The sequence below is a fragment of the Spirosoma oryzicola genome, assembly GCF_021233055.1.
GTDB lineage: Bacteria > Bacteroidota > Bacteroidia > Cytophagales > Spirosomataceae > Spirosoma > Spirosoma oryzicola.
The window spans coordinates 635,941-654,807 of the sequence record NZ_CP089538.1 but is presented as its reverse complement, the minus strand read 5'-3'; the positions used below and the strand labels follow the sequence as shown (position 1 = coordinate 654,807).

The window sequence follows — 18,867 nt, the reverse complement described above, 5'->3', positions numbered from 1 at the left end:
CATAGTCCTTACTGAGCTACGAGGTTTACTTAGACCCATAAAGACTATTTAAAAGCGTCTACATAACTTCTTAATTCATATGTTTCACAGAACATACATACTTACATTCTCCCGTTGGCTATCTTTAACGCAAGATCTCTTGAAATTTAATGCATGCGTAACTTTTACACTACAATTGGGCTTTTATTAACCATTTCGGCCAGCGCTCAGCCCCGTGTCAGCGTCGATTCAGTGGCCATTTTTTCAATAGCTGAAGATCAGTACAGCCAGGGGAAAGGGCTGCTTCGCGCAAAAGGCTTTATAAGCCAGTTTAAAGCCCATGAAGACGGTCATGTCGATGTAAGCGTCTTTCGTCAGCATGTGGGTTATCTTTCTGCGGAAAAGGGCTACGGTGTTAAAAATGGCCCTAATACAATTCCTGCACTATTTCGGCTAGGCTATCAAGAAGGCCATCTTCAACCTTTAGGTGAACAATTCGTCAGTCTCACTAGCGGATTGAAAAAACCGTTCTCCTACCACTTTCAGACGATCATCGGACTGACCGGTGGTGTACAAACCGAAACTAAAGATCTCACAGACAACGTTACTGCTACAGATTATGCCCGATTGCTACAAGAGCAGACCTCAGCGTTAGGCTATCGGGGAGATGTTACCAATCTAACCTCAGCAGCTGTTCAGAATAACAATTTTGTCGTACAAAAAACGCCCTACCAATACGTTCCTTATTCGAATCGTTATCTTCCCGTAGGCCAGCCGACCAGCCGTACTTATCCATTAGACACCCGTCAGAGTCCTACTCACATAGTATTTGCGAACCAGGGTACTATGACCTATCACCAGCCTCAAGCCAACCAGCTGATCACACTTGACACGCTGGGACGGACCTTGCATTCGTTAGCGTTGGATGGTTTAAGTGGCAAGCGAGTCTGGGCCATAACGGATGTTGTCGACGAGAATACCGCAGCTATTGTTACAGCGGGTGAATTACAACAACGGGTCGGGGCAGACTGGCTTTTTGGGCCTGATGAAAACAAAGCTAAAAATCCTGAGCTTGTCCTGATTCGCACTGATGCCCAGGGCAAGCTTGTCTTTCGTCATAACTTCACTGTCTCACACGAAGATTATGGAATGACTCAGGCAGCCATTGTCAGTAACGCTACCGACGCCTTGGTCAATGTCACGATGGGTAAAGGCTTGCTTAAATATGAAGTAGCTTACGCCAAAATTAACGCCAAAGGCGTGGTCTTCCAGCGGATCTGGGATAAAAAGAATGCGGCCCAGATTGTTCGTGTCAATGGAAGCAACGGCATTTTTAAAGCGTTTAGTGACTCGAGGCATCTGGTAAACTTACCCAATGGAGAAAGCCTAGTGATAAGCTATGATGCCAATCAAGCTTCTTCGAAAGGCACCAGTGCGCTTATTGGCTATGGAGCCTTACACCTATCGGCAGGAGGAGATCTAACTCGTTATTATGGTATCAAAGCCACAACACCGGCTGCATTGGACGCCCCTTTGCCAACGCTCCGTGTATTTAGTCAACCCGATGGGCGTGTTATGCTGTGGGTCAACGAAGCCCGTAACGCGCAAGCTTCTCAGTTTAGTGCTTTCTCACTACTTGATAACGAATTACAGTCGGGAGGTTTATCAAACAGCGTAGGTGGCAGCAACGGACAACCAAGCGTCCTGGCTAATCGCACGACAAATGGAATCAGGCCGGCTAGTTCACCTTTATCGGAAGCAGGTGGTTTCATTGGTGGACTCGGCCGGCTAGCTGACCGAGCTGCTGCGACCCGTAATGCATTGGGCCTTGATCGTCAGTCAACTGAGGCTAAACAGCAGGAACAGATGGAAACGAATCCGTTCAATACCGCTCCTATGTTGTATTGGCTCGACACCCAGTCGGGAACAGTATTGGTTCGCGATTTTGCGCTGTTGAATGGTTACTCACTACCGAATCAGCCATTCGTTGTATTTAATCGAAGTCGTAACGAAGCGTACGTTCCCTTGAGAACATCTCTGCAATCGGCAGGACAATCTAAAGCGATGCGATACCCTCAAGCGGTATATTTCAAGCTCGCTCGCATGACTTGGTAAGCAACTCCAGGTATAGTCGATGGCAAGGTCTGTGCTTACCATTGACTAAATTTGAGAGTGAAGTTCTCGGCGTAAAAGCTTCCCAAAGTAAGGTTTACAAAATGTAGAAACTACTTGGGATTATACACGAACCTCTCGAGCGTCCACGCTGTTTTTTCTGTATGACCGATTACTTGAAGGACGCGCTTCGCAAAGCGGCTATGTTTTGCGCTTATCAGGAACGAACGCAACAGGAAGTTCGCGACAAGCTCAAAGAATGGGGTGTCTTTGGGGATGATACGGAAGAACTGATCGCCGAGTTGATTCAGCAGAACTATCTGAACGAAGAACGCTTCGCCAAAAGTTTTGCGGGGGGCAAGTTCCGGGTAAAAGGCTGGGGTAAGCGCAAAATCAAACAGCACCTGCAACAACGGGGCATTACCGGTTATAATCTCGATCAGGCGATGAAAGAGATTGCCCCGGACGACTATCGGACGACGCTTAGCGAACTATTGGATAAAAAGCGTCGAAGCATTCGGGATGATAATCCGCTCGTCGTGAAGCAAAAGCTGGTTCGGTACGCACTCAGCAAAGGCTACGAATCCGATTTGGTCTGGCAAGTACTGGGTGACAGCGAATGAAAACAGGATCTAATTCAAGAACGTTTAGAAAAGCAAAACCACGACAACCTCAGGTTGTCGTGGTTTTGCTTTTCTAAACGCACAAATTAATTTCTAGAAATCAGCGTCGAAGGTGATGCTGTTCGACTCCTCGACAACGGGAGCAGGCGTTGGATTGGCGGCATCCTGCGGCTGCGTCGATGCCGCTTTGGCCGCTTTAAACTTCGCCATAACCTCGCCACGCTGGTATTCACCAACCCGCTTCTCGAAGAAGTTGGTCTTGCCCTGTAGCGAAATCATATCCATGAAATCGAATGGGTTCGATACGTTGTAAAGCTTACGCAATCCTAAGGTAGTCAGCAGGTGATCGGCAACGAAAGCAATGTACTGTTTCATCAGATCAGCGTTCATACCGATCAGCGACACCGGCAGCGCGTCGGAAACGAACTCCTGCTCAATTTCTACCGCGTTCCGAATGATATCGTAGATCTGCGATTCAGGCAGCTTGTGCTTGATGTGATCGGTATACAGCAGACACGCAAAATCGCGGTGCAGCCCTTCGTCACGGGAGATCAGCTCGTTGGAGAACGTCAGGCCCGGCATGAGTCCACGCTTCTTAAGCCAGAAGATTGAACAGAACGAACCCGAGAAGAAAATACCTTCTACAGCCGCAAACGCAATCAGGCGTTCGGCGAAGCTGCCGTTCTCGATCCAGCGCAGTGCCCATTCCGCCTTCTTCTGAACGCACGGAATCGTATCGATGGCGTTCAGCAGGTGATCTTTCTCGGCTGCGTCTTTGATATACGTATCGATCAGCAACGAATAGGTTTCGGAGTGAATGTTCTCCATCATCACCTGAAAGCCGTAGAAGCACTTGGCTTCGGCGTACTGAACTTCGGACAGGAAATTGACGGCGAGGTTCTCGTTAACGATTCCGTCAGAAGCGGCAAAGAACGCCAGTACGTGCGAGATAAAATGCCGTTCGCTATCATTCAGACTATTCCAGTCTTTCATGTCCTGCCCAAGGTCGATTTCTTCGGCGGTCCAGAACGATGCTTCGTGGGTTTTGTAGAACTCCCAAATATCCCAGTGCTTGATTGGGAACAGCACAAATCGGCCTTTGTCTTCCTCTAAAATCGGTTCGATTACTTCGTTTTGTACCATAACGGGGTTGCAGTTTATGTGTTTTTACCAGTTGTTCAAGCTGGTGCATGAAAGACTCGGTGTATTCAATCGCTCCAACAAAATTAACCGTTTAGGCCACTTCTACAACCTAGTTTCTGGAATGAACAATTAATCTATTTTGGTAAACGGAACGCAATCAGCATGTTGAGTTACTGACCTTTCTGCAAGTTCTTGAAATAGTTCTACCAAAACATGCTTCCCTGATTTTCAGTCTATTAATTACGTAAAATTAGTTACTACGCTGAAACTGAACGGCACAAAAAAAGGTCGCTTCCGTAGAAACGACCCGCATTCTAATCTATAGGCTACAGGGCTGCTAGAGCCCCGGATAGGGAGACAAGTTCACTTAAAAAAGATCCTTAATGTCGATCCGCCGGTGTAGGTGTTCTTCATCCTTGAAAGGTAGCATCACCATAACCTGACCGTGTTCGTGAACAGCTTCAATCTGGTCGGCATTCACAAAAGAAGGAATGTCGAGCACGCGTAAGAACATTGGCACTGCCAACCGCTGGCTGTTACCTTCGTCGTCCTTACGTGATGAAGTGCTAACGAGTAGTGTATATAAAACAAGTTTACTTCCTTCGATCAATACATTGAATGAATTGGCACTGACACCCGGAGCTGATAATTTAATAATAAGCCGCTCGTCCTCCCGTTCAACTTTCATTGTCGTTTGGCTCGAACCACCGTATAGGGTGTTGAGCAAATCAACTTGACCGCCCGTTCCCTGAAATACATTCTCTATCGCTTTCATAGGAGTTGCTGTTTACTGTCCAAGTACTGTTATATAGACAAACCTCGTGCCTAAGGGTTTAAGAGTCTTTATTTACGCCAAGCTGTCAGCCATTTATGCTCCATTGGGCTCAATTAATGCCGTTTTGACGTATCTGAGGGTTATTTTTATCTTTTTATGCCATATCGACCAATTCGCTCGATTGGGGAATTATGGTCGTAGCCGTTGTGGTATGGTGTGGTTTCTCTTCTACAGAACCGATCAGCGTATTTACCACGAAAAGAGCCTGTTTTGGTGGCGTCTAAGCCGTACCTTTGCACTTTAGAAGCAGTTTAGAACTTCACATGCATATTCGAATTGGAACCCGCACGAGCCGCCTGGCCTTGTGGCAGGCCGAACATATACAAGCACTATTGCAAGCCGGTGGACTAACCTCCGAACTGGTACTCATCGATACGAAAGGCGATAAAGTGCTGGACCGCTCGCTATCGAAGATTGGCAGCAAAGGCGTTTTTACCCAGGAACTGGAAGAGCAGCTTTGGGCCGGGTCGATTGATATTGCCGTTCACAGCGCCAAAGATCTACCGTCAAGTCTGCCAACGGGATTGTCGATTATCTCTTTCACCGAACGGGAACTAACGAACGACGTATTGATTAGTCGCGACAAGAGTCTGTCGCTTACCAATGGTCGGGAGTTCACGATTGGCACTTCGTCTACACGTCGGGTCGCTATGCTGAAGCATTTCTGTCCACACGTCACGACCGTGGATATGCGGGGAAACCTACAAACGCGTCTGCGTAAGCTCGATGAAGGGCAATGTGATGCGCTGTTGCTGGCCTACGCGGGTGTGCATCGGATGGGATACGACGATCTGATTGTCGAGCATCTACCAATCGCTGATTTTACGCCCGCCGTTGGGCAAGGCAGCATTGCCATCGAAGCCGCCGAAACACTGGCTATTGACAAAACCAATGCCATTCGTCAATTGACGAATCACTCCCTGACCGAATCGTGTTTACGCGCTGAGCGGGCTTTCCTGGCCCGGCTGGAAGGCGGCTGTAGTATTCCGTCCTTTGCGCTGGCACAGTGGACGAAGGAGCAGACGATTAGCCTGTCCGGCGGACTAGTTAGCCTGGACGGTAGCCAACTCCTGCGCGAAACCTTTACGGGTACACCTGAACAAGCGACAATGCTAGGCCACGAGCTGGCCGAAACAATTTTAGGACGTGGTGGTGACGTATTATTAACCGAGATTCGCGCTCATCTATGACTATAGCGATTGCCCAGACCGACGCCGAGATTCGTCGTTGTTTGCCCGCCATGCTGGCCCTGCGCCCGCATCTGACCGAAGAGCAGGCTTTTGAACAAATTCGGTTTCAACAGGAAAATGAACGGTTCGTATTAGCTTTCGTTGACGAAGGTGATCCGTCAAGACCCGCTCCTGCCGTTACGGGTTACCGCATCATGCATTTATTGTACAGCGGCAAAACGTTGTACATCGATGATCTGTCGACGCTGCCAGAAGCCCGTGGAAAAGGCTATGCCGGCGCTCTGGTCGATTTTATCGTTGAGCAGGCTCGGCAGACTGGTTGCCAATGCGTTTCACTGGATTCGGGTCAGAATCCCGCTCGGTACGACGCGCATCGACTGTATCTGAACAAACGGTTTAATATCGTCAGTCATCACTTCAAACTGGATTTGCAATAACGTTGCAAATCGGTAATTTGCGTTTGCCTTTTTCTGATCAATCTGTGTTCATCTGCAACCATGAATTTATTCCGAATTAGTTGGAGCAACCTAAAAGACAAACCACTAAGCAGCTTTCTGAGCGGTCTGCTGATGACCTTCGGCATCACGATTATATCGCTGCTGCTGCTGCTTAACAAGCAGTTAGACGACCAGTTCCGGAAGAACATCAAAGGTATAGACATGGTGCTGGGCGCAAAAGGTAGCCCTTTGCAGTTAATTCTGTCCAGCATTTATCAGATTGATTCGCCGACGGGTAATATTCCGCTCGAAGAAGCCGAAAAGCTGACGCGCAATCCGATGATCAAAACGGCCATTCCGCTGTCGATGGGCGATAACTACCGCTCGTTTCGGATCGTCGGTACCAACAAAAAATACATCGATCATTTTGACGCAAGCGTGGGTCAAGGGCGATTGTTTCAGCAAGATCTGGAAACGGTGATTGGTTCACGCGTGGCGGAGGTAGCTGGTTTGAAACTGGGCGATACATTCTCTGGATCGCACGGACTTGATGCCGAAGGCGACGTACACGCCGATACCAAATACAAAGTTGTTGGTATTCTGAACCCCAGCAATACGGTTGTCGATCAGCTCATTCTAACCCCGTTGTCAAGCGTTTGGGCCATTCACGAGCACCACGATGAACACGGCGAAGAGCACGAACACGAAGAGGGCGAAGCCCATGAGCACGAAGAACACGAGGAGGCTCCCCGCGAAATCACGAGCATGCTTATCCAGTTCCGCAACCCGCTTGGTATGATGATCGCTCGCGGCATCAACACCAACTCCAAGCTACAGGCCGCTTTGCCTAACATTGAGATCAACCGGCTGTTTTCGCTGCTTGGTGTTGGCGTAGAAACCCTGCGCGGATTAGCCGTTGTGATTATGCTCATTTCGGGTATCAGTGTATTTGTGTCGCTGTATAATTCGTTAAAAGAGCGTCGCTACGAGATGGCCCTGATGCTTTCGATGGGCGCAACACGGGCGCAGTTGTTTGGCATGTTGCTGCTCGAAGGACTGGTACTGGCGCTGATTGGTTTTGGATTAGGCATTCTATTAAGCCGCGTCGGGTTGTGGCTGTTTTCGAACAGTGTGTCGTCAGAGTATCATTATAACCTGGCTGCTTTTGGCATCTTACCCGAAGAATGGATTTTGTTAGGCGTCGCCGTTTTGATTGGTTTGCTGGCCGCTGCGTTGCCTGCCCTGGGAGTGTATCGCATGAACATTTCGCGAACTCTGGCCGAAGATTAACTAGAGACGAGAACAAACCGTGGCGGTAGGTGATGTCAGGTTTTCGAACCGTTATTGCCCGGAATCCGTGAAAGGCGTGATGTGGTGTCGGTTTTGAGAAACCGACACCACGGCTCCGACGACACCACACCGCCACGGTTTAACTCCCTCAATTACTGGATTATCAATGACTCAATTGCAATTAAAATTCTGCGTTCTTTTCCTACTTCTGGCGACCGCTTCGTTTGCTCAGTTGCCGGGCAATACGGCTCGTTACACACAACCCGGTGTTGACGTTCAACATTATGCCTTCTCATTAACCCTTAGCGATTCTACCAACCAGATTAAGGGCGAAACTACTATTCGCTTTACCCGCGCCGATGATCGGCAGACCGTCTGGTTTGATCTGATCGGAGGAAAAAGCGACTCGACAGGAACCGGTATGCAGGTACGGGAAGTACGCCTGTCCGACGGTAAAACAGCTCCGTTTACGCACCGCAACGATCGGGTGTTTATCAATCTTCCGGCTGCACAACCCGGCCAATCAACGGAGGTATTTATTCGTTACGAGGGTACTCCGGCACGGGGCCTGATCATTAGTCGGAATAAGTTTGGCGAACGCACCTTTTTCGGCGACAATTGGCCCAACAATGCCCGAAACTACCTGCCCGTAGTCGATCACCCCTCCGACAAAGCGACCTGCGCCTTTTCGGTAAACGCACCGGCTTCGTACCGCGTCATTGCGAACGGCAAGTTCGTCGGTGAAAATAATCTGTCCAACGGGAGAAAAGTAACCCGCTGGCAGGAAAACACCCCCATCCCAACAAAGGTGATGGTGATTGGAGCCGCTCGGTTTGCGGTTGATGAAGTCGGTTCGGTAAGCGGTGTGCCGGTGCAAAGCTGGCTGTATCCCAAAGACAGTCAGAAAGGATTTGTCGATTACCGTCCGGCCAAAGAAATCCTGCAATACTTTATCGACAAGGTTGGTCCGTATTCCTACGAGAAGCTGGCTAACGTCGAATCGACCACCATTTTCGGCGGTATGGAAAACGCCAGCTGCATTTTCTATAACGAGAAAGTGATTGTTGGTCATAAGGATTCGGACGTTGAAGCGTTGCTGGCTCACGAGATTGCCCACCAGTGGTTTGGTAATTCGGCTACCGAAGCCGATTGGTCGCAGCTTTGGCTAAGCGAAGGGTTTGCGACGTATTTCTCCGCGCTCTACCTCGAACACGCCTACGGGAAAGACACGCTCAACGCCGTACTCAACCAGAACAAAGGGCAAATTTTACGGTATACGGCCCTCAAGCCCAAAGGCACCATCGTTGACTCGACCACTACGAATCTGATGGATCTGCTGAACCCAAATTCGTATCAGAAAGGCGGCTGGGTATTGCACATGCTTCGCCACGAACTCGGCGACGACGTTTTCTGGAAAGGCATCCGGGCGTATTACCAGAAATTCCGCAATGCCAACGCCCACACCAGCGATTTTCAGGCGGTTATGGAAAGCGTGTCGGGTAAGAAATTGGATACGTTTTTCCGACAATGGCTCTACGAACCCGGCTATCCCGAACTCGTCTGGGGAACCAGCTACGACGCAGCAAAGAAAGCATTGGTGATCGACGTCCGTCAGGCACAACGTACGGGTGTTGTTTTCACGCTCCCGCTTACGTTCAGCCTCCGCGACGCCCGTGGTCGTGAGATTAGCCGTACTGCCCGCCTGAATCTGACGAATACGAACCAGACTTTTACGGTTCCGGTAACGGCTCAACCGGCTTCGGTAGTCATTGACCCCGACAATACGGTTCTGATGCGGGCTGTTCAGATGGGGAAATAATTGGTTACCTTGTACGGCAGTCCTTCAGCGGCCTCAAACTCTTTACGACCATGCTCAAGCGCGTTTCGATCCAGAACTTCAAGAGCCTGAAAGACGTCACGCTCGACCTCCAAAAAGTCAATCTGTTAATCGGCCCTAATAACTCCGGCAAAACGAATTTTCTGAAGGCGCTGGAGTATTTTGAGTTCGGGGTTTTACAAGACAATATCGCAGCTGAACGACAATCCTACGATTTTCGCTTCATGCGTTCGGCCAGTACGTTATCTATTGAACTGACGTTTCAGCGTAATGATGAAGAATTGACATTTCTCCGAAAGCTTACCTTCTCAAATCAGCTTGATGTTGAATCATCACAAGTCAATACCAGAAAAGGAGTCGTGTATGATCGAAGTGAAACAGGCTATCCTAATGCGTCCTTCTTACGTAGTAGACTTAACTCTTTAAGAGTTTACAAACCTGATCCCAATAAACTTAATAAACCAGCACCAGTTGGATTGGGTGACGATTCTGTCGCTGCGGATGCTTCTAATTTGATTGCTTTCTTTGACCGAATCAGAGACGAGTATCCAGAATCTTTTGCGCAGATAAAAGCGGATTTGGCTAAGTGCGTTCCCGAATTTACAGAAATCAACTTTCAGAATGTTCCTTCTACGGACGAACTGGTAAAACAGTTTGGTGATAAAACCTTTAAGCGCATTGGTTTAACAAACGGTAAGCAAAAGACAATTTACTGGGCTGACGAACTCTCGGAGGGAACGCTTTATTTTATTGCTCTTCTCTGCATTATCAACCAGCCTAACCCGCCCAAACTCTTGCTTCTCGAAGAACCTGAAAAAGGCATTCACCCGCGCCGGATCGAAGAAGTAATTAACTTTATCTTTGGTTTAGCCGATGAGAAGGACGTGCAGGTGATTATGACAACGCACAGCCCAGCCGTTGTCGATATGTTTAAAGACATGCCTGAGTCCGTATTTATTTTCGATAAAGATGATGAAGGGGCCACTCACGTCAAGAATTTGCAGAAAGACATTATAGAGCCGGAAACCGAAGAAAGTACTCGTTTAGGCATTGATCCTCCTCAATACCTGAATGGCTTAGGTCAGGCCTGGAAAGTTGGATTTTTGGGCGGTGTACCAAGATGAGTAAAACCATTCGTTACGGAATTCTGTGTGAAGATCGCGCCCACAGAAACTTTATCGAGTATTATCTCGGTCAGTGTCATCCTGGTCTTTTTGAAGAAAGCCAGCCATTCAGTTGGGCAATTAGAGCAAGCAACGCTCGTGAAGTAGAGGATTCGATCCCTGACGCAACCCGGAAAGGGTTTACAAATTATGGTTTAGATCTGCTTTTTATTGGACGCGATACCGACTCGACCGATAGCAAGAAAATTGATGTGTTGAAGTCTAAGCTATCTTCGCTTTGCTCTGGTCATCCTAAAGTTGTGTTTATGATGCCAGTTCAGTGTATTGAACACTGGCTTCTTTATTTGCAGTGGCACAAAGCCAACCCTACCTCAACAAAGAATGAATCGTTTGAACAAATCATGCGAATCGAAGCCAAGCAACGAGTGTACGGCGGTAAGCTCAAAGTCGATAAACAGCTTGAACTAGCCAACGAGCTTTTGGTTAATCTCGATGTTGACTGGCTCGAACAGCGTTCTACTAGTTTCAAGCACTTTCATCAGCAGGTCAAAGCCTTTGTCAGTTAGTAGTAGCTGAAGCACAAAAAAGCCACAGCAATAGTACCGTGGCTTTCTGACCCAATCTTACCCTTTATCTATTAGTTTACTATCAGCGTGCGCGCCACGGAAGGCTGCGTTTTTAGCGTGACTGGATACAGCGCAACGTCGTTACCACTTACTACTTCGACCCGGTAGTTACCATCTTGCAATTCAGCCAGATCGAACTGAAACCGGAACGTGCCCTGACTTTTACCGACCTGCTGCTGACCGAGTGCATTACCACGCGCATCTTTCAGGAAAATGGTCATCGATTGGCCCGGCTGCCGCTCTACGATAACGTGGAGCTTAGACACATTTGTCGATGATGGGAAAACAGCCACTTTGTACGAATTCGTTGTTACCATCGGACTAACCGATTTGGTTGATGTCGTAACGATGTCGTCAGCGAACGCAGCTGTGCTTAGCAGCAGGGCCATAGCGAATGATTGAGCAATAGTTTTCATAATTCTGTTCGTATTTGTTGTTTTGGCTAAAAGAGTGAGTCAAAGGTATAGCCGTTTAAAGCTCTTGTGAACAGGCACTTGCGCGAATTGCACGAAACAGCAACTGAATAGTAGAAATCGCCCTGTCAGATGTACAGCGCTGATGTCACATCGGCATCTCGTATCTACGCTTATGAGCTGAGCCGTGGTGTCGGTGGTGTCGGTGGTGTCGGTTTTAAGAAACCGACACCACCGACACCACCGACACCACGGCGCTAATGAACTGATAGTAGACTCGCAGAGGGCGGTAAACAAAATTGGCTAAACGAACTTGCTGGTTAATGGTTTTCTGTAGACAAAACCATAGTTGGGCCACCAACGTTGATTATTATGCACTACTATAACTCCATCATAGATACCATCGGCAACACGCCCCTGGTGAAGCTCAATAAAGTCACGAAAGGTATCCGGGGCACCGTTCTGGCGAAAGTCGAATATTTCAATCCCGGCAACTCCGTCAAAGACCGCATTGCCATTCGCATGATCGAAGACGCCGAAGCACGCGGTGTGCTGAAACCCGGCGGAACCATTATCGAGGGGACTAGCGGTAACACCGGCATGGGTCTGGCGCTGGCGGCTATCGGCAAAGGGTACAAGTGTATTTTCACGATGGCCGATAAGCAGTCGAAAGAAAAGATCGACATCTTGCGGGCAGTAGGTGCAGAGGTTGTCGTATGTCCAACGAACGTAGCTCCCGACGATCCGCGTTCGTATTACTCCGTCGCCAAGAAGCTCAACCGCGATATTCCAAACTCGCTGTATCCAAACCAGTACGATAACCCGGCCAATACCGCAGCTCATTACGAAACCACCGGTCCCGAAATCTGGCGCGATACAGATGGTAAAATCACCCACTTTGCGGCTGGCGTCGGTACGGGCGGAACCATCTGCGGCACGTCAAAATACCTTAAAGAGCAGAATCCGGCTATCGTTTCGATAGGAATGGACACGTATGGTTCTGTCTTCAAGAAGTACAAGGAAACCGGCCAGTTCGATGAACGGGAAATTTATCCGTATCTGACCGAAGGCATCGGTGAAGACATATTGCCGCAAAACGTTGACTTTAGCGTTATCGACCAGTTTATAAAGGTGACGGATAAAGACGCGGCTGTTATGGCACGGCGGCTGTCGCGCGAGGAAGGATTATTTGTAGGCTGGTCGTGTGGTACGGCGGTGCATGGGGCATTGGAATGGGCCAAAGATCACCTCACCGATGACGACGTGCTGGTGATTCTCCTACCCGACCACGGCACGCGCTACCTCGCCAAGATTTACAACGATACCTGGATGAAAGACCACGGCTTTCTGGAAGACAGAGCGTTTAAAACAGCACGCGACATTATCCACAGTAAGAACGGGCATTCACAGTTAACCACCATTGGTTCCGGCGTTTCGGTCGGGCAAGCGATTCATGTGTTGAACCGGCACAGCATTTCGCAGATTCCAATCGTTGACGAATCCGGTCAAATTGTGGGCAGCATTACCGATTCAACTATTTTGAACAAACTGATCGAAGACCCCACTGTAAAAGAGAAACCGGTCAGCGATGTAATGGACAAACCGTTTAAATTCGTCGGTCTGGACAACACGATCGATTCGTTGTCCTCGCTGATTGACCGGGAAAACAAAGCCCTGCTTGTTCGCGACGAAAAAGAACAGATACACATCATTACGCAGGCCGACTTGCTGGCCGCCATGACAAACTAAGATTGATGTAGGGTGTATGACTAGTTAGCAAACATACCTTATGCACCCTACATCATTCATTACATTACCGCCGGTTATCTCCGCCTTCAACCATGCTTAGGTAACTCATATAGCGACTTTCGGCGATGTCACCTTCGGCGACGGCGTCTTTTATCGCACAGCCGGGCTCGTTGATGTGCAGACAGTTATGAAAGCGACACTGGTTCAGCCGGTCGCGCATTTCGGGAAAGTAATGGCTGATTTCCTCCTTAGCTGTATCGATCAATCCCAGTTCTTTAATGCCCGGTGTATCGATGATATACGTATCGGGAGCCAGTTCAAACATCTCGGCGAAGGTAGTCGTATGAACACCTTTGTTAGCAAAAGTAGACACCTCGTTGGTCCGTAAATTCAGGTCGGGTGCGATCGCATTAACCAACGACGATTTTCCTACCCCCGAATGGCCCGATAACAGCGTCACCTTATGGTCCAGCAATTGTCGAAAAGCGTCCACACCCTCCCCTTCCGTTGCGGAAGTAGCCATGCATTGGTAACCGATGTTTTCGTACATATCCATGATTTCCTGCTGATAGGCCAGCCCTTCGTCGTTCAGGATATCCGTTTTGTTGAAAACGATGGTCGTTGAAATGCGAAATGACTCGGCCGAAACCAGAAACCGGTCGATAAAACCAAGCGATGTGCGCGGCAGGGTAAGCGTTGCCAGCAACACCGCCTGATCGAGATTAGCCGCCAGAATATGCCCGTGGGCCGTTTTGTGCACCGACTGCCGGATAATGTAATTCTCACGGGGAGCAATGTCCGTAATAATTGCCGTGTTTTCGGCTTCATCTTCAACGGCAAACGTCACGTGGTCGCCCACGGCAATGGGATTGGTGACTTTCAGCCCTTTGATCTTGAACTTGCCTTTCAGTCTACCCTGAAATATATGACCATCCTCGTCGCGAACATCGTACCAGGACCCTGTGGAGCGTATAATTAACCCTTGTTTCAATGCTTCGTGCGCAAAAAGAGTGAGTAAGCGAAAGACTGTAATACCGACTTTTCTGTTCTTTATCCAATCGTTCTTTCGCCCATTAGTTGTTGTACAACCTCCATAACCTGCGCCGTTGCGCCAATGTTCCGCAGCACATAATTCCGGCTCACCTGAGCGGCTTTAGAGCGGTCGGCGTATTGTTTTGCAAACGCAACGTTTAAGGATACGGTACTATCGATCGGAAAAGCGGCCCCCTCCTGTACCAGATCAACGGCCTCCTGAAATTTGTCGTAGCTGGGGCCGAAAAAAAGGGGCATTCCAAACGTGGCCGCTTCCAGAATGTTATGAAGCCCCTGCTTAAACGCCCCTCCGATAAACGCAAATTCACCATACTGATAAAGCGACGTTAACATACCGACATTGTCGATAAACAGGACAGCGAATGATTCGAGCGTCGACTGATCGAACGTTGGCGATTGCGCTTCGGAAAAGCGAACGGACGGCATTCTCAATTCACCACGCCATTTTTGGATTTCCTCGTCGTGAATTTCGTGCGGAGCGATAATCACTTTCAGCGGTTTGTCGAACTGATTCAGGAACGGGATCAGCACGTCCATGTCTTCTTTCCACGCGCTGCCTACTACCAGCATCGGCGCACCCTTTTTAAACGTGCGGGCAACCGGAATATCTTTTTTGGCCGCTGCGACCTGAGCCACCCGATCAAAACGGGTATCACCCGCCAGCGTCACCGTTGAAACACCAATGCTTTTCAGTAACCGAACCGATTCGTCATTCTGCACCAGAATATGGTCGAAGTAACGAAGCATGTTCCGGTAAAACCCTCCGTAGGATTTAAAGAAAAGCTGGTTCGGTCGAAAGATAGCGGAGAAAGATAGGGTAGCAACCTCTGCGGCTTTTAGCTCGTGAAGGTAATTGTACCAGAATTCGTATTTGATAAAAAAAGCAATTCGTGGTTTTACAATCGCTACAAAATCGCGGGCGTTGACGGGTGTATCAGCGGGCAGGTAAACTACAAAATGGGCACCGTCATAGTCCTTACGCACTTCGTATCCCGATGGCGAAAAAAACGTCAGCAGGATTTTGTGGTCAGGGTACTGCTCCCGATAGGCTTCTATAACCGGACGTCCCTGTTCAAACTCACCCAACGAAGCTGCATGGAACCAAGCTACCGGACTCTTGTTCGAAGCCAATTTGTTGGTCAGACTACTGCGCCAGTCACGCCGACCATCGACCCATTTTTTAGCTTTGGGGTTGAACGGAGCTACTAGCTGCAATAGGCTCTGGAAGACAAAAATACCGGTGTTGTAGAATCCCGAGAACAAGCGAATATACGGTTGGTTATATTTACAAAGCTAATCACTGCTGCCCAAACCATTCCCAAAACGATGCAAACCTACGACACACTCACCGAAGCGCTGGACGGCCTACGCCAACAAGGCTTCACGCTCGACTACAACCTGAAGAGCGACGCCCTGCACTGTCAGCAAACGGATATTCAGCTTCACCCCACCAATTTTGATATTGTACAGGTTTATCGCTTCGAAGGTATGACTGACCCTGACGATTCAAGCGTTCTGTATGCCGTTGAAGACAAAGAAGGGAACCGAGGCACATTGGTAGATGCGTACGGAGCCTACGCGCAGGCAGTATCCCCGGAAATGGCGGAAAAACTGCGTTATACGCCCGAAGAATGACGAACTTTTAAAGCAAAAAAATCATTCTGCTTCAACAGAATACGTGTTGTTACAATGAACTGGAATAAACTAACGAGCGACGCTCAACTCGACGAAATTAAGGAGGAGTCTGCGAAGCAACCGGTGCTGATTTTCAAACACAGCACGACTTGCTCGATAAGCGCCATGGCGCTCAGCCGGATGGAACGCAACTGGAGCGATCAGCTTGGCGTGAAACCTTACTACTTGGATTTGCTGGCAAACCGGCCTATTTCCAATAAAATTGAGAATGTATTCGGCGTAGTACACGAATCACCACAGGTATTGCTGATTCGGAACGGCAAGTGCGTTTATGATGCCTCGCACATGTCGATCTCGTTTGCGGGTTTACAGCAGGCTGTCTAGCAAAGAATGTATGCTCGTAAAAAGGGGCGGAAGAAACCATTTCTTCCGCCCCTTTTTCTTATTCCTTCAACGTGATTTTCGCCCGATGGCAAACACCCCCAATCGGCGGGTTGAATTTAGAAACGCTCACTTCCACGGCCAGCAAATCGGAATACTTCAGTCGGATTTCCTGAATGATGCGGTGAGCAATGTGTTCCAGCAATCGCGCTGGCTGCTTCATCACGGCAGCCGTAATCTGATAAAGATCTTCGTAGTTAACGGTGGCGCTCAATCGGTCGCGTCGGGCGGCTTCCGAGAAATCGGCGGTTACCACAATATCGACCGAATACTTGTTACCTATTTTTTGCTCCTCGTCGTAAAAACCGTGGTAGGAGAAAAATTCAAGTCCTTCTAATGCAATTGTTCCCATTTACAAGGCGGGTGCATACCCGCTAAAAGTACTGCGCGTTATGTCAGCGAACCACAACGCGTTTAGATCTGGTCGAAAAAAGACCCTCCCTTCTTTGGTTGCGTCTCTTCAACGACTATCGCTGGCTCTGCTGTATTTACTTCGGCTAAGGTAGACTCTGGGGCTGTCTTCTCAAAGGCGGGTTCTGGCTGAGCCACCGGTAATGATGCGTTTTCTGGCTGCATTTCCTCATGAACGGCGTCATCGAGTCTGGCCATAACCGGTTCGTCAATGGGTATTGCTTCGGGAATGGCCGTTTCACGCTCAACCAATTCAGGGAGTTCATCGACAGGCGTTGCGGGCTCGGAGGGCATCGGTAACGCACGCACACTTTGCTCCTCGTCAGCCTTTTTCAGCTCACCATTGATCTGAGTGGACACTTCGTCTATTTTCCCCTTCAGGTCCTGCTTCAAGAACTTCTTCTCAAACCGATCAACGCTATCAATAGCCCCGCTGGCAAGCGAGCGTATCTGAGTAGCCAGATTTTCCTTGTATCCCTCAAGCGCCTTGAAATCATGTTCAATCACTTTCAGGTCATTAAGGATATTTTCTTTCAGAAAGCGCGACTGATTTTCGGCGTCCTGTACCATCAATGTCGATTTCTTACGGGCTTCGGCCAGCATGTCATCGGCGCGCTGGCGGGCTTCGGCCATGTACTGCTCCGCTGCTTTTGTGGCCTGATCAGTAATTTGTGTACTCGTATCCTCGGCGGTCTTCAGCGTCCGGAACAGGGTCATTTCTACTTCTTTGAGTTTACCCAATTCTTTCTCGGCTAACTCAAGCTGCATTTTCAGCATTTTATGTTCACCGGTGACACGCTCCCATTCTTGAGAAAGTGAAACTAGAAAAGCATCAACATCTTCGGATTTATACCCACGCAGCCCCCGTTCGAACGTGTGCTGCCGGATCTCAATGGGCGTAATTTTCATCGGTACACTTCGGTTAAGGTAATTATTGTCATACCTGCTGAGGGTGAAGTAACACCTATAATATGGATTTATCAATAAATGGCAAGTGAAATCCGCTTGTTCGGTCTGAAAACTGTGCGTTAGGCTACTTTCCAGACCGAAACCGTGCGGTCGTCGCTTGCCGAAAGCAACTGATTCTTGTAATTAGTCCACAACAATTTATTAACAGATGTACCATGTCCGGCATGGCGGGCGCGATCAACAACCTTCAACAGACGGAACGTTTCAGCATCCCACAATTTGATTGATTTGTCCATACTCGCCGTTGCCAGCAACGTCCCAGCCGGATTGTAGACAAGATGATTGATGGCAAACATATGCGCAACGATATCCTCGTGCAACGTGTACTCATTTTCGACCTGCCATACTTTTAGGTGAGCATCGCGTCCTGCTGTTAGCAAAAATCGAAAATCAGGCGAATAGGCCACCGTAAAGACAGAATTAGCGTGGGCTGGAATCATCCGTTTAAGCGCGTAGGTAGTCAGGTCGAAAATCCGGACAGTGTTATCGCTATAACCGATGGCTACCTCTCGCTCGACGGGATTAACGGCTATACACCGCGCCGACTGATCGGACGCCTTCAAGTGTTTTTTGATAGCCAGCTGTTCGGCGTCAACGACGATCACTACCCCATCCGAAAGCGCAATAATTGCGTCATTTTTGTAAAATTTAATGTCAAAAATGGCCGCCGTAGTCAGTTTTAACGAGTTAACTTCTTGTTTACTGAAAACGTCGATGAGATGCACTCCTTCGTAATTCTGCCCTACCCATAAAAGCCCGCTCGTGGCGTGTAAAGCGAGTGCGTATACGGAAGCCGGAACTTTTGCAACCAGTTCTCCCAGATCAGGCCGATCCAGATGCCAGCGCACTACCAAGCCATCTGCTCCGGCAGAAAAGAGCTGATGGGGTTGCGGTCCGTGTTCGAGTGCATACACACAGTCACGATGACCGCCAAACGTATCAATTTTTTCAATTATCACGCCTTATAAACCAAAAGTCGAGCATCAAAGGTCGGTAAACC

At 48.8% G+C, this 18,867-nt stretch carries 20 protein-coding genes; 12 read left to right on the top strand and 8 right to left on the bottom strand.

The features are described 5' to 3' along the window. The first annotated feature begins 153 nt into the window (after positions 1–153). A complete protein-coding gene (locus LQ777_RS02775) occupies positions 154–2,094 on the top strand; it encodes a hypothetical protein (protein WP_232560995.1) in 1,941 nt (646 codons plus the stop codon). Between the two features lie 161 nt (positions 2,095–2,255). Further along, positions 2,256–2,714: a regulatory protein RecX gene (locus LQ777_RS02770; protein ID WP_232560994.1), complete on the top strand. Its 459-nt coding sequence runs from the start codon at positions 2,256–2,258 to the stop codon at positions 2,712–2,714. Between the two features lie 93 nt (positions 2,715–2,807). On the opposite strand, the gene LQ777_RS02765 is transcribed toward LQ777_RS02770, so the two are convergent. Together LQ777_RS02765 and LQ777_RS02760 are read right to left on the bottom strand one after the other, a co-directional pair. Next, entirely contained in the window at positions 2,808–3,857 is a 1,050-nt protein-coding gene (locus LQ777_RS02765) for a ribonucleotide-diphosphate reductase subunit beta (RefSeq protein WP_232560993.1), read from the bottom strand. Between the two features lie 367 nt (positions 3,858–4,224). Continuing rightward, positions 4,225–4,632 (bottom strand): Hsp20/alpha crystallin family protein, encoded by a 408-nt coding sequence (locus tag LQ777_RS02760; protein ID WP_232560992.1) that lies wholly within the window; start codon positions 4,630–4,632, stop codon positions 4,225–4,227. 323 nt (positions 4,633–4,955) lie between these two features. On the opposite strand from LQ777_RS02760, the gene hemC reads away from it, so the two are divergent. The 6 genes from hemC (at position 4,956) to LQ777_RS02730 (ending at position 11,136) form a co-directional block, all read left to right on the top strand. Beyond that, entirely contained in the window at positions 4,956–5,882 is a 927-nt protein-coding gene (gene hemC / locus LQ777_RS02755; RefSeq protein WP_232560991.1) for a hydroxymethylbilane synthase, read from the top strand. Beyond that, positions 5,879–6,319: a GNAT family N-acetyltransferase gene (locus LQ777_RS02750; RefSeq protein WP_232560990.1), complete on the top strand. Its 441-nt coding sequence runs from the start codon at positions 5,879–5,881 to the stop codon at positions 6,317–6,319. Before hemC ends, LQ777_RS02750 begins: the two co-directional genes overlap by 4 nt. A gap of 60 nt (positions 6,320–6,379) precedes the next feature. After that, positions 6,380–7,609: an ABC transporter permease gene (locus LQ777_RS02745; protein WP_232560989.1), complete on the top strand. Its 1,230-nt coding sequence runs from the start codon at positions 6,380–6,382 to the stop codon at positions 7,607–7,609. A gap of 166 nt (positions 7,610–7,775) precedes the next feature. Next, positions 7,776–9,428, top strand: a complete 1,653-nt coding sequence (locus LQ777_RS02740) for a M1 family metallopeptidase (protein WP_232560988.1) — start codon at positions 7,776–7,778, stop codon at positions 9,426–9,428. Positions 9,429–9,478: 50 nt separating this feature from the next. After that, on the top strand, positions 9,479–10,570 hold the full coding sequence (locus LQ777_RS02735; RefSeq protein WP_232560987.1) for an AAA family ATPase: 1,092 nt from the start codon (positions 9,479–9,481) through the stop codon (positions 10,568–10,570). Next, on the top strand, positions 10,567–11,136 hold the full coding sequence (locus LQ777_RS02730; RefSeq protein ID WP_232560986.1) for a hypothetical protein: 570 nt from the start codon (positions 10,567–10,569) through the stop codon (positions 11,134–11,136). The genes LQ777_RS02735 and LQ777_RS02730 overlap by 4 nt, the downstream gene beginning before the upstream one ends. A gap of 71 nt (positions 11,137–11,207) precedes the next feature. On the opposite strand, the gene LQ777_RS02725 is transcribed toward LQ777_RS02730, so the two are convergent. Then, entirely contained in the window at positions 11,208–11,612 is a 405-nt protein-coding gene (locus LQ777_RS02725) for a hypothetical protein (protein WP_232560985.1), read from the bottom strand. A gap of 129 nt (positions 11,613–11,741) precedes the next feature. Between LQ777_RS02725 and LQ777_RS30505 the strand changes: the two genes are divergently transcribed. Both LQ777_RS30505 and LQ777_RS02720 read left to right on the top strand, forming a co-directional pair. Then, the gene (locus LQ777_RS30505) at positions 11,742–11,870 is read left to right on the top strand and encodes a hypothetical protein (protein ID WP_255720820.1); all 129 of its coding nucleotides are present in this window, start codon (positions 11,742–11,744) and stop codon (positions 11,868–11,870) included. A gap of 111 nt (positions 11,871–11,981) precedes the next feature. Beyond that, positions 11,982–13,358: a cystathionine beta-synthase gene (locus LQ777_RS02720; RefSeq protein WP_232560984.1), complete on the top strand. Its 1,377-nt coding sequence runs from the start codon at positions 11,982–11,984 to the stop codon at positions 13,356–13,358. A 64-nt stretch (positions 13,359–13,422) separates the two neighbouring features. Here LQ777_RS02720 and rsgA read toward each other — a convergent pair whose 3' ends face one another. After that, positions 13,423–14,349, bottom strand: a complete 927-nt coding sequence (gene rsgA, locus LQ777_RS02715; protein WP_232560983.1) for a ribosome small subunit-dependent GTPase A — start codon at positions 14,347–14,349, stop codon at positions 13,423–13,425. 59 nt (positions 14,350–14,408) lie between these two features. Further along, a complete protein-coding gene (locus LQ777_RS02710) occupies positions 14,409–15,674 on the bottom strand; it encodes a 3-deoxy-D-manno-octulosonic acid transferase (protein ID WP_232560982.1) in 1,266 nt (421 codons plus the stop codon). A 63-nt stretch (positions 15,675–15,737) separates the two neighbouring features. Here LQ777_RS02710 and LQ777_RS02705 point away from each other — a divergent pair, with 63 nt between their 5' ends. Both LQ777_RS02705 and ytxJ read left to right on the top strand, forming a co-directional pair. Then, a complete protein-coding gene (locus LQ777_RS02705) occupies positions 15,738–16,046 on the top strand; it encodes a phosphoribosylpyrophosphate synthetase (RefSeq protein ID WP_232560981.1) in 309 nt (102 codons plus the stop codon). Positions 16,047–16,100: 54 nt separating this feature from the next. Beyond that, positions 16,101–16,430 carry a bacillithiol system redox-active protein YtxJ gene (ytxJ, locus tag LQ777_RS02700; RefSeq protein WP_232560980.1) on the top strand — a complete coding sequence of 110 codons (330 nt, stop codon included), beginning with the start codon at positions 16,101–16,103 and terminating at the stop codon, positions 16,428–16,430. 58 nt (positions 16,431–16,488) lie between these two features. Here ytxJ and folB read toward each other — a convergent pair whose 3' ends face one another. The 3 genes from folB to LQ777_RS02685 all read right to left on the bottom strand — a co-directional run bounded on the left by folB (position 16,489) and on the right by LQ777_RS02685 (position 18,826). After that, on the bottom strand, positions 16,489–16,839 hold the full coding sequence (gene folB, locus LQ777_RS02695) for a dihydroneopterin aldolase (RefSeq protein WP_232560979.1): 351 nt from the start codon (positions 16,837–16,839) through the stop codon (positions 16,489–16,491). A gap of 62 nt (positions 16,840–16,901) precedes the next feature. After that, entirely contained in the window at positions 16,902–17,807 is a 906-nt protein-coding gene (locus LQ777_RS02690; RefSeq protein ID WP_232560978.1) for a DivIVA domain-containing protein, read from the bottom strand. Between the two features lie 119 nt (positions 17,808–17,926). Then, positions 17,927–18,826, bottom strand: a complete 900-nt coding sequence (locus LQ777_RS02685; RefSeq protein ID WP_232560977.1) for a WD40 repeat domain-containing protein — start codon at positions 18,824–18,826, stop codon at positions 17,927–17,929. Positions 18,827–18,867: the final 41 nt, after the last annotated feature.

Coding starts and splice junctions, on each gene's coding strand:
- LQ777_RS02775 (WP_232560995.1), top strand. CDS start 154: ATGCGTAACTTTTACACTACAATTGGGCTTTTATTAACCATTTCGGCC.
- LQ777_RS02770 (WP_232560994.1), top strand. CDS start 2,256: ATGACCGATTACTTGAAGGACGCGCTTCGCAAAGCGGCTATGTTTTGC.
- LQ777_RS02765 (WP_232560993.1), bottom strand. CDS start 3,857: ATGGTACAAAACGAAGTAATCGAACCGATTTTAGAGGAAGACAAAGGC.
- LQ777_RS02760 (WP_232560992.1), bottom strand. CDS start 4,632: ATGAAAGCGATAGAGAATGTATTTCAGGGAACGGGCGGTCAAGTTGAT.
- hemC (WP_232560991.1), top strand. CDS start 4,956: ATGCATATTCGAATTGGAACCCGCACGAGCCGCCTGGCCTTGTGGCAG.
- LQ777_RS02750 (WP_232560990.1), top strand. CDS start 5,879: ATGACTATAGCGATTGCCCAGACCGACGCCGAGATTCGTCGTTGTTTG.
- LQ777_RS02745 (WP_232560989.1), top strand. CDS start 6,380: ATGAATTTATTCCGAATTAGTTGGAGCAACCTAAAAGACAAACCACTA.
- LQ777_RS02740 (WP_232560988.1), top strand. CDS start 7,776: ATGACTCAATTGCAATTAAAATTCTGCGTTCTTTTCCTACTTCTGGCG.
- LQ777_RS02735 (WP_232560987.1), top strand. CDS start 9,479: ATGCTCAAGCGCGTTTCGATCCAGAACTTCAAGAGCCTGAAAGACGTC.
- LQ777_RS02730 (WP_232560986.1), top strand. CDS start 10,567: ATGAGTAAAACCATTCGTTACGGAATTCTGTGTGAAGATCGCGCCCAC.
- LQ777_RS02725 (WP_232560985.1), bottom strand. CDS start 11,612: ATGAAAACTATTGCTCAATCATTCGCTATGGCCCTGCTGCTAAGCACA.
- LQ777_RS30505 (WP_255720820.1), top strand. CDS start 11,742: ATGTACAGCGCTGATGTCACATCGGCATCTCGTATCTACGCTTATGAG.
- LQ777_RS02720 (WP_232560984.1), top strand. CDS start 11,982: ATGCACTACTATAACTCCATCATAGATACCATCGGCAACACGCCCCTG.
- LQ777_RS02705 (WP_232560981.1), top strand. CDS start 15,738: ATGCAAACCTACGACACACTCACCGAAGCGCTGGACGGCCTACGCCAA.
- ytxJ (WP_232560980.1), top strand. CDS start 16,101: ATGAACTGGAATAAACTAACGAGCGACGCTCAACTCGACGAAATTAAG.
- folB (WP_232560979.1), bottom strand. CDS start 16,839: ATGGGAACAATTGCATTAGAAGGACTTGAATTTTTCTCCTACCACGGT.
- LQ777_RS02690 (WP_232560978.1), bottom strand. CDS start 17,807: ATGAAAATTACGCCCATTGAGATCCGGCAGCACACGTTCGAACGGGGG.